At 70.4% G+C, this 14287-nt stretch carries 14 protein-coding genes, 1 tRNA gene and 1 riboswitch; of the genes, 9 read left to right on the top strand and 6 right to left on the bottom strand.

What is annotated here, in order from left to right:
* Positions 1-62: 62 nt before the first annotated feature.
* From ACYQPG_RS23635 to ACYQPG_RS23610, 6 genes are all read left to right on the top strand, one after another.
* The gene (locus ACYQPG_RS23635) at positions 63-1322 is read left to right on the top strand and encodes an adenylate/guanylate cyclase domain-containing protein (RefSeq protein WP_147908949.1); all 1260 of its coding nucleotides are present in this window, start codon (positions 63-65) and stop codon (positions 1320-1322) included.
* 123 nt (positions 1323-1445) lie between these two features.
* A riboswitch (TPP riboswitch) is annotated at positions 1446-1574 on the top strand.
* A 64-nt stretch (positions 1575-1638) separates the two neighbouring features.
* Positions 1639-2862: a glycine oxidase ThiO gene (gene thiO, locus ACYQPG_RS23630; protein ID WP_419830376.1), complete on the top strand. Its 1224-nt coding sequence runs from the start codon at positions 1639-1641 to the stop codon at positions 2860-2862.
* Complete coding sequence (gene thiS, locus ACYQPG_RS23625) at positions 2859-3071, top strand: sulfur carrier protein ThiS (RefSeq protein ID WP_147896857.1); 213 nt, start codon at positions 2859-2861, stop codon at positions 3069-3071. Before thiO ends, thiS begins: the two co-directional genes overlap by 4 nt.
* A 2-nt stretch (positions 3072-3073) precedes the next feature.
* Positions 3074-3877 carry a thiazole synthase gene (gene thiG, locus ACYQPG_RS23620; RefSeq protein WP_419830375.1) on the top strand — a complete coding sequence of 268 codons (804 nt, stop codon included), beginning with the start codon at positions 3074-3076 and terminating at the stop codon, positions 3875-3877.
* Positions 3874-4509 carry a thiamine phosphate synthase gene (locus ACYQPG_RS23615; protein WP_461231872.1) on the top strand — a complete coding sequence of 212 codons (636 nt, stop codon included), beginning with the start codon at positions 3874-3876 and terminating at the stop codon, positions 4507-4509. Before thiG ends, ACYQPG_RS23615 begins: the two co-directional genes overlap by 4 nt.
* A 105-nt stretch (positions 4510-4614) precedes the next feature.
* Complete coding sequence (locus ACYQPG_RS23610; RefSeq protein WP_461231871.1) at positions 4615-6387, top strand: peptidase domain-containing ABC transporter; 1773 nt, start codon at positions 4615-4617, stop codon at positions 6385-6387.
* Positions 6388-6403: 16 nt separating this feature from the next.
* Here ACYQPG_RS23610 and ACYQPG_RS23605 read toward each other — a convergent pair whose 3' ends face one another.
* The 6 genes from ACYQPG_RS23605 to map all read right to left on the bottom strand — a co-directional run bounded on the left by ACYQPG_RS23605 (position 6404) and on the right by map (position 12337).
* The gene (locus tag ACYQPG_RS23605; protein ID WP_419830372.1) at positions 6404-7153 is read right to left on the bottom strand and encodes a peptidase; all 750 of its coding nucleotides are present in this window, start codon (positions 7151-7153) and stop codon (positions 6404-6406) included.
* A 114-nt stretch (positions 7154-7267) separates the two neighbouring features.
* A complete protein-coding gene (locus ACYQPG_RS23600; RefSeq protein ID WP_147908943.1) occupies positions 7268-8095 on the bottom strand; it encodes a transglutaminase family protein in 828 nt (275 codons plus the stop codon).
* A gap of 124 nt (positions 8096-8219) precedes the next feature.
* Positions 8220-9167, bottom strand: coding sequence for an alpha-E domain-containing protein (locus ACYQPG_RS23595; protein WP_147908942.1), 948 nt, complete (start codon positions 9165-9167; stop codon positions 8220-8222).
* Positions 9168-9233: 66 nt separating this feature from the next.
* On the bottom strand, positions 9234-10673 hold the full coding sequence (locus ACYQPG_RS23590; RefSeq protein WP_147937824.1) for a circularly permuted type 2 ATP-grasp protein: 1440 nt from the start codon (positions 10671-10673) through the stop codon (positions 9234-9236).
* 95 nt (positions 10674-10768) lie between these two features.
* Positions 10769-11503 carry a RadC family protein gene (gene radC, locus ACYQPG_RS23585; protein WP_147937823.1) on the bottom strand — a complete coding sequence of 245 codons (735 nt, stop codon included), beginning with the start codon at positions 11501-11503 and terminating at the stop codon, positions 10769-10771.
* A gap of 6 nt (positions 11504-11509) precedes the next feature.
* Positions 11510-12337, bottom strand: a complete 828-nt coding sequence (gene map, locus ACYQPG_RS23580) for a type I methionyl aminopeptidase (RefSeq protein WP_147908939.1) — start codon at positions 12335-12337, stop codon at positions 11510-11512.
* Between the two features lie 214 nt (positions 12338-12551).
* Between map and ACYQPG_RS23575 the strand changes: the two genes are divergently transcribed.
* The 3 genes from ACYQPG_RS23575 to ACYQPG_RS23565 all read left to right on the top strand — a co-directional run bounded on the left by ACYQPG_RS23575 (position 12552) and on the right by ACYQPG_RS23565 (position 14141).
* On the top strand, positions 12552-12809 hold the full coding sequence (locus ACYQPG_RS23575) for a zinc-finger domain-containing protein (protein ID WP_147896852.1): 258 nt from the start codon (positions 12552-12554) through the stop codon (positions 12807-12809).
* 35 nt (positions 12810-12844) lie between these two features.
* Positions 12845-14020 carry an FAD-dependent monooxygenase gene (locus ACYQPG_RS23570; RefSeq protein WP_461231870.1) on the top strand — a complete coding sequence of 392 codons (1176 nt, stop codon included), beginning with the start codon at positions 12845-12847 and terminating at the stop codon, positions 14018-14020.
* Positions 14021-14054: 34 nt separating this feature from the next.
* A tRNA-Leu gene (locus ACYQPG_RS23565) sits at positions 14055-14141 on the top strand.
* Positions 14142-14287 lie beyond the last annotated feature (146 nt).

Below are 14287 nucleotides of genomic sequence, written 5' to 3'. Positions count from 1 at the left end.
CCCCGCGGCGCCTCCCCTCCGACTGCGTTGCCAGGCGGCTGCGCGGCCCCCACCTTGGCGCCATGCTCGAACGCCGCCCGCCAACGCCCGGATTGCCGACGGCCTTCGCGGACGGCTCCGAAGCCGACGACGTGCCCTTCGGCGCGCTCCAGCCCTCGGTGGGCATCCGCGACTGGCTGTTGGGCGAGGGCGCCCGGCTGCAGAAGGCCGAGGACATGCTGTCCGGCCTCGCGGAGCGGCTGATCGCCATCGGCGTGCCGGTGGATCGGGCCTCCACTGCGATCGACACCCTGCACTCGGAATATGCCGGCGTGGGCCGGGTCTGGACCCGGGACGGCGGCACCAGCGTGCGGCTGTTCCCGCACGGGGGCCGCTCGCAGGAGGCTTATCTCAACAGCCCGTTCCACACCGTCCACGAGACCGGCGAGTGGCTGATCCTCGACGTGGCCGAGACGCCGGACGATGCCTACGCGATCATCCCGGACCTGAAGGCCGGCGGCTACACCCACTACGTCGTGGCGCCGCTGTTCTTCACCAACGGCACCAAGAACGGGATCACCTTCGCGACGAAGGCGCCCGACGGGTTCGGCGAGGACGACATCGCGATCCTCCGCTTCGTCATGCCGGCGCTCGCCGCCGTCGCAGAGATGCGCGTCCTCAACAAGCAACTCGACCACGTGCTGCGCCTCTATGTCGGCGACGAGCCGCACCGGGCGATCCTGGCCGGCGACATCCGCCGCGGACAGGTGACGCGGATCCGCTCGGCGATCCTATTCGCCGACATGCGGGACTACACCCGGACCTCCGCCGACATGACTCCCGAGGAGGCGGTCGGGCTGCTCAACGTGTTCTTCGACTGCCTGGTGCCGCCGATCGAGCGTGAGGGCGGCGAGGTCCTGAAGTATCTGGGCGATGGCTTGCTGGCGATCTTCCGGGAATCGGGCGACGATCTCGGGGGGGCCGCCAAGGGGGCGCTCACTGCGGCCCAGAACGCGCTGGCGGCCCTCGACGAGGCCAACGCCCTGCATCAGTTCTCGGTGCCGGTGGCGGCGGGAATCGCGCTCCACCACGGCGAGGCCGCCTACGGCAATGTCGGCTCGGGCTCCCGGCTCGACTTCACGGTCATCGGCCGCGACGTGAACCTCGCCAGCCGGATCGCCCGGCTGAACCGCCAGCTCGGCGAGCCGCTGCTGATGTCGAAGCCGTTCGTGGACTTCCTCTGGGGCGATCCGATTCCCCTGGGCGAGCACGTCCTCGACGGCTTCCGCGAGCCCATGGCGGTGTTCCGCCCGAAATTCCTGCGGCCGCGTGCGCCGAGCTGACCGGCGCAGCAGCGCCTCCGCCCGATGCTCCAGGCTGTGACGGCCACAGGCCGTTTGTCCGCCCCCGATAGCCCGCCCGCAAACCGCGGGCTTGACCCGCGGGGCCCGCGCGACCAGATCTATCGCTGTTCCAGGGAGATCCCCGGCAAGGGGCTGAGAAACCGCTGGCACGTCCCCCCGGACCTGCGGCGCGGAAATCCTTCGAACCTGATCCGGCTCACACCGGCGTAGGGATTGGACCGCGGCCGCCTGAATGGCAGGTCACCGCTTCTCACCGAAGCAGACGGCCCGATCTTCGCGACGGAATTCCGCGGAGATGACTTTGGCTTTTGACCGCCCCGTTTCGCCGATCGGACGCCGCCGCCTCCCGGGCGGCTTCGCTGCGCAGGCCTCGCTGCCGGCGCGTGCCGATGTCGCCGTCGTCGGCGGCGGGTTGATCGGCCTGTCGATCGCCTGGCGGCTCGCACGCGCCGGCCGCGCGGTGGTCGTCATCGAACGCGACACGATCGGCGCGGGTGCGAGCCTGGCCGCCACCGGCATGCTGGCCCCGGCCGCCGAGCACGAGCCGGGCTCCGATCCGCTGCTGCCCCTCGCCTTCGAATCGCTCCGGCTCTGGCCGGGGTTCCGCGACGCCCTCGAAGCCGAGACCGGCCTGTCGATCGATTATCGCGCGGACGGGACCGTCGTGGTCGCCATCGGCCGCGACGAGGTCGAGCGCCTGCGCTTCCGCTACGACCTGCAGCGCCGCTCGGGCCTCGACGCCGCGTGGCTCCCGGGCACCGAGGTGCGGCGCCTTGAGCCCGCCTTGCGGCCGGCCGTCACCGCCGGAATCCATTGCCCACTGGATCACCAGGTCGATCCCCGCCTCGTTATGGCGGCACTGGCCGAAGCCTGTCGGCGTGCCGGCGTGACGCTGGTCGAGGGCCTGGCGGTGAGCGGGCTCGACTGGTCCGGCGGAACGGTGACCGGCATCCGAGCCGGCGACGAGGCCGTGACGGCCGATACCGTCGTGCTGGCCTCCGGCGCGTGGAGCGGGGAGGGCGGCCTGCTGCCCGAACATCTCGCCTTGCCGGTGCGACCGCTCAAGGGCCAGTCGATGGCCCTGCGCACCACCGCGCGCACCGGCACGCTCAGCCGGATGATCTGGACCGAGCAGGTCCACATGGCGCCCAAGAGCGACGGCCAGCTGATCGTCGGCGCAACGGTCGAGGATTGCGGCTTCCGGTCGGGCATCACCGCCGGCGGCCTCTTCGCCCTGCTCGAGGGCGCGCGCCGGGTGCTGCCCGGCATCGAGGAGATGGAGGTCGAGGCCGTGTGGGGCGGCTACCGTCCGACCTCGGACGACGACGCGCCGATCATCGACACGCTCGCGCCGGGCCTCGTCGTCGCCACCGGCCATCACCGCAACGGCTACCTGCTCGCCCCCGTGACGGCCGAGGCGGTCGCCGAACTCGTCACACGCGGCGCGCTGCCGGAGATCGCACAGCCGTTCACTCGGGCGCGCTTCGACCGACGCGAACCCACGAGGGCCTCGGCATGAAGCTTCTGGTGAACGGAGAAATGCGGGATCTCGCGGTCGAGACCATCGCGGCCCTGTTCCGGGCCGAGGCCGACGAGACCGGTATCGAGAGCCCCCAGGGCATCGCCATCGCCCTGAACGGCCGCGTGCTGCGCCGCCGGGACTGGGACGAGACGCCGGTCGCCGAGGGCGACCGGGTCGAGATCGTCCGCGCCATGCAGGGAGGTTGACCATGGACCAGACCGTCACGCCGCTGCGCCCCGAGACCGAGGCAGACCGCTTCACCATCGCCGGGGCGGAGCTGTCCTCGCGGCTGTTCATCGGCACGGCCGGCTACCCGACCCAGGCGATCATGCGCGACGCGGTCGCGGCGTCTGGGGCCGAGGTCGTCACCGCCTCGATCCGGCGAGTGTCCCTCCAGGGCCACGGCTCGGACACCGTGCGCATCCTGAAGGGCAAGCGCTTCCTGCCCAACACCGCCGGCTGCGAGACCGCCCGCGACGCGATCATGACCGCCGAGCTCGCCCGGGAGGCTCTGGACACCAACTGGATCAAGGTCGAGGTGATCGGCGACCGGGAGACCCTCTATCCCGATGTGGCCGAGTTGATCGAGGCCTGCCGGCATCTGGTGGACGAGGGCTTCGTGGTCCTACCCTATTGCAACGACGATCCGGTCGTCTGCCAGCGCCTGGAGGATCTCGGCTGCGCCGCGATCATGCCGATGGGCTCGCTGATCGGCTCCGGCATGGGGGTCGCCAACCCGGCCAATATCGAGCTGATCTGTCGCCGCGCGAGCGTACCGGTGATCGTCGACGCCGGCATCGGCACCGCCTCGGATGCGGTCATCGCCATGGAGCTCGGGGCGGCGGCCTGCCTGATCAACACCGCCATCGCCAAGGCCGACGACCCGGTGCGGATGGCCCGGGCCATGGGCCGCGCGGTCGAGGCCGGGCGCGATGCCTATTGCGCCGGCCGCATCCCCCGCCGCGGCCGGGCCGATCCGTCGAGTCCGCAACTCGGCCTCGTCGGCTCGTGAGACCGCTGCCGTCGCGGCTGCTGGCGGTGACGGACCGGCACGGGCACGCCCGGCCCCTGGCCGACACCGTGCAGGCGGCGCTCGACGGCGGCGTCCGCTGGATCTGGTTCCGCGACCGCGACCTCGACCCGGAGGCGCGACGCAGCCTCGGCGCCGGAATCGCCGCCAGGGTCCGTGCGGCGGGCGCGTTCCTCACGGTCGGTGGTGACATCGCCCTGGCTGAAGCACTCGGGGCGGACGGCGTGCATCTCGGTGGCGGCACCGGGCCGGAATGGATCACGGCGGCCCGCGCGGCCCTCGGACCGGATGCGCTGATCGGGATCTCGGCCCACGCACGCGTGGAAGTCGAGGCAGCCGCCAGGACCGGCGCCGACTATGTCACCCTGAGCCCCATCTTCCCCACCGCCAGCAAGCCCGGCTACGGCCCGGCCCTCGGTCCGGAGGGCATTGCGGCGGCCCGTCGTGCCGACCTGCCGATCGTCGCCCTCGGTGGCGTCACGCCGGAGCGCATCCCGCTCTGCCGGGATGCGGGTGCAGCCGGGGTCGCCGTGATGGGCACGCTGATGCGCGCCGCCGGGCCCGCGGCCGCCGCCCGTCGCATACTGGCGGCCTGGGACGGGTACCAGCCCTAACCCCCGTCGGGCGCAGGCGGACGGCGTCTCCGGGTGGACCGCCGCGGAGCGGTCGCCAGCGCCGCGAATGTATGCCTCACTCCGCGCCCGATTCGGAGCGCGGGGGTGGTGTTGCGGGCAGACCGTTCGTCCTTCGGCTGGCGCTGGCTCGGCCGTTCGCTCGCGTTGCGCCGGGGGCAGGTGGCCCGGCTCCTAATCGCGATCGCGGCGGGATACGGCGCCGGGCTGGTCTTTCCGGTCGCCACCCAGCGCATCGTCGACGCGATCGTGGCCGGGCAGGCCGACCTGCACCTGCTCGGGCTGGCGCTGCTCGCACTCCTGTCGATCGCCGCCGAGGTCGGGCTCACCGCGTTCCGGGGGCGCCTGATCATCGCGCTGGCGGTCTTCCTCGACCGCCGGATCTCCCGCCGCGTCTTCGCCCACCTGCTGCGGGTGCGGATCGACGGTGCCGCCTTCAAGTCCGGCGAGGTCCTGAACCACTTCCAGCAGATCACGAAGATCCGGGACTTCGTCCTGCATCAGATCCCGAACACGGTGATCGATGCCGGCGGCGCGCTCGTCGCCTTCGGCCTGGTCCTCTACTACGACGTCGCGGTCGGGGCGGCGCTCGCGGTGGCGGCGCCGCTGATCGTGATGATCGCGAGCAACCAGATCAGCGGCATCTGGAAATCCGCGAAGGCCTATTACCAGTCGATCAGCGTCCGTGACGGCACACTGGCCGAGAGCGTCAACGGCCTGGCCACCGTGAAGTCGCTTGCCCTCGAAGCCGGGCGGATGCGGCGCTGGATTACGGTGACGGACAGCACGCTTGCCGAACTGAGCGGCGTCATGGACCTGCAGCGGCGCTACGGGCTGCGGTCCCAGGCGGTCTCGCGGGCGATGACGCTGCTGGTCATCGGCGTGGGCTGCTGGCGGATCTATGGCGGCTACCTGACCGTCGGCGAGTTTTTGGCGATCCAGGTGGTCGCGGCACGCATCACCGGCCCGCTTCTCGGCAGCGCCGACATCCTGCGCATGGCCCAGGAGGTGAACGTCGCGATCCGCGAGATCGGCGGCTTCCTCAGCCTGCCGCGCGAGCAGGCCGGCCGCCATCCGCCCCTGCGCCGGATCGGTCCCGGCGGCATCCGCCTCGACGGCGTCTCACTGACCTATCCGGGTGCGGCGCGGCCGGCGCTGCGGGATCTGAGGGCGACCCTGCCGGAGCGCGGCATCGTCGCCATCGTGGGACGCAACGGCTCGGGCAAGTCGACCCTGCTGCGCATCCTGCTCGGCCTGCAGCGCGACTATACCGGCCGGGTCGAGATCGGCGGTGCCGATCTGCGGGATTACGATCCCCGATGGCTGCGCGGCCGGATCGGCACCGTGGATCAGGATACGATGCTGTTCTCCGGCAGCGTGCGCGAAAATCTCGCTGCGCAACGCCCGGATGCGGCGGCCTTCGACGCGGCCCTGGACTTCGCCGGGCTGCGGGGACTCGTCGAGACCCTGCCCGAGGGTCTCGATACGTCCCTCGGCGAGGGCGGCCGGACCCTGTCGGGCGGCCAGCGCCAGCGCCTGTCGATCGCCCGTGCGGTGATCCGCAACCCACCGGTGGCACTCCTCGACGAGCCGACCGCCTTCCTGGACCCAGAAGCCGCCCTCGCACTGGAGAGCAACCTCACGGCCTGGGGCCGCGAGCGGCTGCTGATCCTCGTCACCCACCATCTCGCCGCGGCGCGCCAGGCCGACCGGATCCTGGTCCTCGACGACGGCCGCCTGCTCGGCGACGGGCGGCACGACGATTTGCTGCGCACGGTGCCGCTCTACGCGGCTTTGTGGGAAGATTACACGCGCGCGATGGTCAGGAGCGCAGACCGGGCCATCGAGCCGGCCGGCTGACCTTCCTTGACCGGCCCTATTTGGCCGTCGGGCCGTAGGGCGGGCGCGGGATCGCCCGGTGCGCGGCCCGGAGCGCGGCCGACCAGCGCTCGCGCAGGTCGTGGAAATAGCCCTCGCCGGCCTCGATCCGATGGTTCACTTCGAGGTCGAGGCCGTTGCGGCGGGCGACTGCGATGTCGATCGGCAGGCCGACGCCGAGGTTCGACCGCATGGTCGAATCCATCGAGACGAGGCTGACCTTGAGGGCGTCGTAGAGGTCGCTCTCGAACTTCACCGCCCGGTCGAGGATCGGCTTGCCGTACTTGTGCTCGCCGATCTGGAGGAAGGGCGCGTCGGTGCTGCACTCGATGAAGTTGCCGGCCGAGTAGATCAGGAACAGCCGCATGCCCTCGCCGGCGATCTGTCCGCCGAAGAGCAGCGAGATCGAGAACCGGATGCTGGCCGCCTCGAACCCGTCCCGCTCGATCGCCCGCACCCGCCGGATGGCGCGCCCGATGAGCTGCGCGGCCTGGAACATCGTGGGCGCTTCGATCAGCTTCTGCGGCGGCTCGCCGTCGTCGCCGGGCACGCCCTCCTGAAGCAGGCTCAGGACGGACTGGGTGATCGACAGGTTGCCGGCCGAGGCCAGCATCATCACCCGCTCGCCCGGCACGTTGAAGTGGTGGAGCTTGCGGTAGGTCGAGATGTCGTCGAGCCCCGCATTGGTGCGGGTGTCGGCGACCATCACGAGCCCCTCCTCGACGAGGACACCGACGCAGTAGGTCATGGATCTCGGGCTCTCGCGGGGTGGGTTTCCGGCTCTCGCCGAGCCGGCGGCCCGCCCTTCAGGGAAACGGGCAAAGGATCAGGCGAAGAATCAGGCAGGGAATCAGGCAAGGACTCAGGACTGTGCGGCGTCCCTGCCTTGCTCGACGCGGAGCTTGACGTCCAGTGTCTCGGTTCCGCCGCCTGTGCGGCTGCCGCGGATCGGCGCGGCGCCCAGATAATCCAGCCCGCAAGCGACACGGATCGTGCCGTCGGACGGGGTGTCCTGGTAGCAGGCGTCGAACGCCACCCAGCCGAGATCCGGCACCAGCGCCTCGGCCCAGCCGTGCGGCGCCTCGACATCGGCCTGGCCGTCGCCCCGGGCGCGGTAGCCCGCGACGTAGCGGGCCGGGATGCCGAGGTGGCGGGCGGCGGTGATGAAGACGTGGGTCAGGTCCTGGCAGATGCCCTTGCCGGCGGCAAATGCCGTGGCGGCGGGCACGCCGTTGGCGGCCGGCCCCGGCTCGTAGACCACCGTCTGAGGAACGGTGTCGCGCAGGCGGTGCAGCACCGAGAGCGGCTTGCTGTCGCCGTCGGTGGCGACCCGCTCGGCGAAGACCTGCAGTTCCGCGCTCGTCGTGCAGAGATCCGTGTCCCGCAGGTAGAACTCGTCGGGCAAGCGCTCGACCGTGCCGCGGACCACCCCGTGGGTATCTTCGGTGTCGACTGCGCCGGTGACCCGGATGGTCAGCGCGTCGGCCGGCGCGTCCGGGGTGAACCAGTGGACGATGTTGCCGAACCCGTCCTCGCGGGCGGTCAGCCGCCCGTCGATGGAGGTGTCGATCCGCCAGGTGCGGACATATTGCCCGTCATGGTCCCGCGGCGTCAGGCGCATGACCTGGACGAGGCCGCGGGCCGGGTGCTCGTAGGTGTAGATGGTCTCGTGGACCACGCGGATGCGCATGCGCCGGGCCTGTCTGTCTTTCCGATTGCATCAGCCCGAACCGGTCTCGCCGGCGCTCGGGCGACGATGATGCGTCGTCATACGCTCGGCGCATCGCCCCGGATCCGACCCCCGGGACGATGCGCTACCCGACCAGATACTGCTTCGCGATGGCTTCGCCCACCTTGTTGTTCTCCACGATGAACGCCTCGACGAACTCGTGGAGCCCGGAGTTGAACACGCGGTCGATATCCTCGCTGTCGAGCTTGGCCAGCATGTTCCCGGCCAGGCGCTGGCTCGGGCCGCGGCGGCCGTAGGCGTCGGCGACGAGGTCGAGATACTCGACGATCACGCTGTAACAATTGGCAAATGAGCGCGGCATCTGCTTGTTCAGCATCAGGAGGTCCGCCACCAGCAGCGGCTTGACGCTCTCGCGATAGACCCAGTGATAGGCGTTGAAGGCCGACACCTCGCGCAGGATCGTGGTCCATTGGAAGTAGTCGAGGCTGCCGCCGACCGTCTCGTTCTGCGGCAGCAGGATCTGGTACTTCACGTCGAGGATGCGGGCGGTGTTGTCGGCCCGCTCGATCGCCGTGCCGAGTCGGGTGAACCAGAACGCGTCGTTGCGCAGCATGGTGCGGAAGGCCGAGCCGTCGAAGGTCAGCGAGACGGTCTTCACCCAGTCGAGGAAGCGGCTGAACTCGTCGCGGCTGAGCTCCTTGCCGGCGTAGTTGCGCAGCTCCAGCCACGCGCCGTTGATCGCGTCCCACATCTCGGTGGTGAGCGCGGTGCGCACCGAGCGGGCGTTCTCGCGGGCCGATTCGATGCAGGAGCGGATCGACGAAGGATTGTGCGGGCTGAAGGCCAGGAAGTCGCAGACCGTGTCGGCATTCACGACACTGTAATGCGGCTTGAACAGGTCCGGGTCGCCGGCCGAGGCGAGGGCGGATTCCCACTCGTTGGTCTCGCCGCCACCATAGCTGGTCGGCAGCGAGGCGAGCCGGTGCGCCGCGTCGAGGATGCGCGCGACGAAGTCGGCGCGCTCCACGTAACGCGAGAGCCAGAAGAGGTTGTCGGCAGTCCTGGAGAGCATGGTGTGCGAACTCGGATCGGCTCGGCGGCAGGCGGCGCGTCTGGCAGTGTGGAAGCGCTGGGGACCTTAAGCGTCGAGCACCCAGGTATCCTTCGTACCACCGCCCTGGCTGGAATTGACAACCAGGGACCCCTCTTTCAGCGCGACGCGGGTCAGCCCCCCGGGCACGATGCGGATCTGGTCCGCGCCGTTCAGCACGAACGGCCGCAGGTCGACATGGCGCGGGGCGACCCCGGAGGCCACGAAGGTCGGGCAGGTCGAGAGCGACAGGGTCGGCTGGGCGATGAACCCGTCCGGGGCATGCTTGAGCTTCTTGGCGAAATCCTCGATCTCGCGCTTGCTCGCATGCGGCCCGACCAGCATGCCGTAGCCGCCCGATCCGTTGACCTCCTTCACCACCAGCTGGGACAGGTTGTCCATCACGTAGGCGAAGGACTCCTTCTCACGGCAGCGATAGGTCGGCACGTTGTGCAGGATCGGCTCCTCGCCGGTGAAGAACTTCACGATCTCCGGCATGTAGCTGTAGACGGCCTTGTCGTCCGAGATGCCGGTGCCCACGGCGTTGGCCAGGGTCACGGAGCCGCGCTCGTAGGCGTTCATCAGGCCCGGCACGCCGAGGACCGAATCGGGGCGGAACACCAGGGGATCCAGGAAGTCGTCGTCGAGGCGGCGGTAGATGACGTCGACCCGGCGCGGCCCCTCGGTGGTGCGCATGTAGACCACGTCGTCCTTGGTGAAGAGGTCGGACGCCTCCACCAGCTCGACACCGAGCTTGTCGGCCAGGAACGAGTGCTCGTAGAAGGCCGAGTTGTAGCGGCCGGGGGTCAGCAGCACCACCGTGGGGTCGCGCGTGGTGGAGCCCGGTGCGAGGCTGCGCAGGGTCGCCAGCAGGGCGTCCGGGTAGTTCTCGACCGGCGCGACCCGGTGCTTGGAGAACAGGTCCGGGAACAGCCGCAGCATCACCTCCCGGTTCTCCAGCATGTAGGACACGCCGGACGGGATCCGGGCATTGTCCTCCAGGACGAAGAAGTCCTTCTCGCCGGTGCGGACGATGTCGATGCCGGCGACGTGGACGTAGAGGTCGTGCGGGACCCGGAACGAGCGCATCTCCATCCGGTAATGGGCGTTGCGGTAGACGAGGTCGGCCGGGATGATGCCGGCTTTGATGCATTCCTGCGCGCCGTAGACGTCCTTCAGGAACAGGTTGATCGCGGTCACCCGCTGCTTGAGCCCACGCTCGAGGAAATCCCACTCCGGCTTGGTGATCACCCGCGGGATGATGTCGAACGGGATCAGCCGCTCGGTCGATTCGTTGTCGCCGTAGACCGCGAAGGTGATTCCGATCCGGCGGAACAGCAACTCGGCCTGGCTGCGGCGGGTGTTGAAATGCTCGGGCGGCGTGGTCTCGAGCCAGGTCTTCAGCTTGCCATAGGCGTCGCGGACGGCGGCCGGGTCGGCGGCGCCGTTGCCGATCCCGTTCATCTCGTCGAAGGCCGTCAACGCCATTCCGATTCTCCCTAACGCTCCCGCTCTTCAGGCAAGAGACGCGCCACCCAGCAGGGCTATACGCGCGGGCACCAACGCTCAAGTCGGCCGGAAGATCAGAACAGCTTGAGGCCTTTCAGGCTGGCATGTCCGTTTCGACCCAGGATGATATGGTCGTGCACTACAATCTTCAGTGGTGCCAGCACCGACACGATTTCGCGAGTCATCGCGACGTCGGCCGTGGACGGACTGGGATCGCCCGACGGGTGGTTGTGGGCCAGGATGATCGCGGTGGCCGAGAGTTCCAGGGCCCGGCGGGCGACCTCCCGGGGATAGACCGGCGTGTGGTCGACCGTGCCGCGGCCCTGGACCTCGTCGGCGATCAGGTGGTTGCGCTTGTCGAGGAACAGGATGCGGAACTCCTCGCGCGCCGCGAACGCCATGGTGGCCCGCAGGTACTCGCTCAGCGCGCTCCAGGAATTGAGCACCGCGCGCTCGCGCAGCGCGCCGCGGGCGAGCCGCCGTCCCGCCGCTTCGATCAGCTTGAGGTCGGCGGCGACCCCGGCGCTCACGCCCTCGACCTCCATCAGCCGGGCCGGCTCGGCGCTCAGGACCTCGGCGAAGCTGCCGAACCGTGCGACCAGGGCCTTGGCCAGGGGCTTCACGTCCCGTCGGGGGATCGCCCGGAACAGGACGAGCTCCAGAAGCTCGTAGTCCGGCAACGCCTCGGCTCCGGCTACCGCGAACTTCTCCCGCAGGCGGTCGCGATGGCCGTGGAAATGCGGCGGCTCCTTGGCGACCGGCGCGGCGCTCCCGGGGAACAGCCCGGCCGCCCCGTCGTCCGCAGCCATGGCCGGTCAGGCCGCCGGGTTGATGGGCTGATGCAGCCCCTTCGGCGAGACCGTGAAGATCTCGACGCCGGTCTCGGTCACCGCCACGGTGTGCTCGAACTGGGCCGAGAGCGAGCGGTCCCGGGTCACCGCGGTCCAGCCGTCGCCCAGGACCTTCACGGCCGGGCGGCCGAGATTGATCATCGGCTCGATCGTGAAGAACTGGCCCGGCTTCAGCGGCACGTCGTAGCTCGCCTCGACGTAGTGCAGGATGGTGGGCGCGTCGTGGTAGATCCGCCCGAGCCCGTGGCCGCAGAAGTCGCGGACCACCGAGCAGCGCTCGCTCTCGGCAAACGTTTGAATCGCCCGGCCGATATCGTTGGTCGATCCGCCCGGCTTCACCGCCGCGACGCCGCGCATCAGCGCCTCGTAGGTGATCTCGCACAGGCGCTGCGCCTTGCGGGGAACCTCGCCGACATAGGCCATCCGGCTCGAATCGCCGTGCCAGCCGTCGAGGATCAGGCAGCAATCCAGGTTGACGATGTCACCCTCGCGCAGGGGCTTGTCGTTCGGGATGCCGTGGCAGACCACGTGGTTGATCGAGGTGCAGATCGACTTCGGATAGCCGCGATAGAGCAGCGACGCGGGATAGGCGCCGTGATCCATCGCGAAGGTGTAGGCGAGCTTGTCGAGCTCCTCGGTGGTGACGCCGGGCTGGGTCGCCTCCATCAGCAGATCGAGAGCCTCGGCCGTCAGGCGCCCGGCCCGACGCATGCCCTCGAATCCCTCCGGGCCGTGGATCGGCGGCTCCGGCGCCCGGCGCGTACCCTGCGCGGTGGCCTGTTCCTGTTGCATCGTCGAGACTTTTTGCGGCGTCGGAGAGCGGGTGTCCTGCATATGTACGGTGCGCGGCGCGGCAGGCCAAGCCGCATGCGCGGAACGGCGCGCGGACGCGCGGCGGGGGAGGCTTGCGCGGGCCGCGGGGCTGGCGGCATAAGCGGGATCATGGCGCCCGGGGATGCCCGGGCAGATTCGCCCCGTGGACGGGTCTGGGGCAGGCGAGGGCCGTATGGCAGGCAAGGCGGTACCGCACTTCCACAACGAGCCGGGCGTCCCGGTGGTCGCTGTCGGGGTGAAGGAATTCATGTGCATCGGCGCGTTGCCGCCGTTCGATCACCCGCACGTGTTCCTCGACATGGGCGCCGACACCGAGATCATCTGCCAGTACTGCTCGACGCTCTATCGCTACCGCGCCGGCCTCAAGGCCGACGAGGCGGATCCGCAGGCCTGCGTCTGGCACGACACGGCCTCGGTCGCCGCGGAGTAGCACACCCCACATTGCCCACGGACAGTCGAACGCCCTTGGAAATCGGGATCGTCGGGGCCGGGATCGGCGGTCTGACCGCCGCCCTGGCGCTGTCGGATGCCGGGCATTCCGTGACGGTGATCGAGCGCCGCACCGGCTTCAGCGAAGTCGGGGCCGGGATCCAGGTCTCCCCGAACGCCAGCCGGGTGCTGGCCGGCCTCGGCCTCTCGACGGCGCTGCGACGGGCCGCGAGCGAGCCGCCGGCGGTCGAGGTCCGCGCCCTCCACAGCGGTCGAAGGATCGGCGGCGTCAGCCTCGGCGGGCCGGCGCAGCAGCGCTTCGGTGCGCCCTATTACGTGATCCACCGGGCCGACCTCCAGACGCTGCTGCTCGACGCCCTGCGCAGCCGCCCGGCGATCCGGCTGATGATGGGCCGCGCGATCACCGGGCTGGCCGAGACCGGTGCCGGCGCCGTCCTGACCGCCGAGAGCAGCAGCGGCGGCGCGCAGGCGTTGCCGTTCGACCTCGTGATCGGCGCCGACGGCCTGCGCTCGCGCCTGCGCGGCCATCTCGACGCGGCTCCGATCCGGCCGGGCCGCGCGGCCGCATGGCGCGCCCTGATTCCGAGCGAGGCGGTGCCGGAGGCGCTGCAGGGCCCGGCCACCAGCCTGTGGCTCGGCCGCGGACGGCACGTCGTCCACTACCCGGTGCGGAGCGGGCGCTTCCTCAACGTCGTGGCGGTGGTGCCCGAGGCGGTGGGCGACGAGGATTGGGGCCGCCTCGGCGAGCCCGCCGTGCTGCGCGCCCATTTCCGCGGCTGCGCCGGGCCGCTGCGCGACCTGCTGGGCCTGCCCGATTCCTGGTTGGTCTGGTCGCTCGCCGACCGGGCCGTGGCCCATCCGATGGCCTCAGGCCGGGTCGCGCTGATCGGCGACGCCGCGCATCCGGTCCTGCCCTACCTGGCCCAGGGCGCGGCCCTGGCGATCGAGGATGCCGCCGTGCTGGCGCGGTCGCTGACCGACCACGCGGACGTCCCGGTGGCGCTCGCGGCTTACGCCACGGACCGCACCGCCCGGGTCCGGCGGGTTCAGAAGGCCGCCCGCGCCAACGGCCGGACCTACCACGCCGGCGGCCTCGTGGGCCTCGCCCGCAACGCCGTGATGGCCCGCCTCGGCCCCGACGGCATGCGCGACCGCTACGCCTGGCTGTACAGCTGGACGCCCCCGGCTTGATCGCGTGCCCCGTCGCGGCTACCGAGGGGATCATGCGGACGTGGCGGAACCGGTAGACGCACGAGACTTAAAATCTTGCGGCCGCAAGGCTGTGCGGGTTCGAGTCCCGCCGTCCGCACCAACACTGGGCAGGTTTCGGGGTACCCGGCCGAACCGGTCGGGGTATTATCCGGGGTCACAGCAAAAGCTGCGTGATGGCCGGCGCTCATGCCCCTTGGGACTTCGATCGCCCGCACGCTGCCAAATGGTCTGCGAGCGACGCCGCTC

Source organism: Methylobacterium sp. CM6246 (assembly GCF_054818005.1).
Note: the sequence above shows the minus strand (reverse complement) of the source record. Positions and strands in the feature narration are given on the sequence as shown.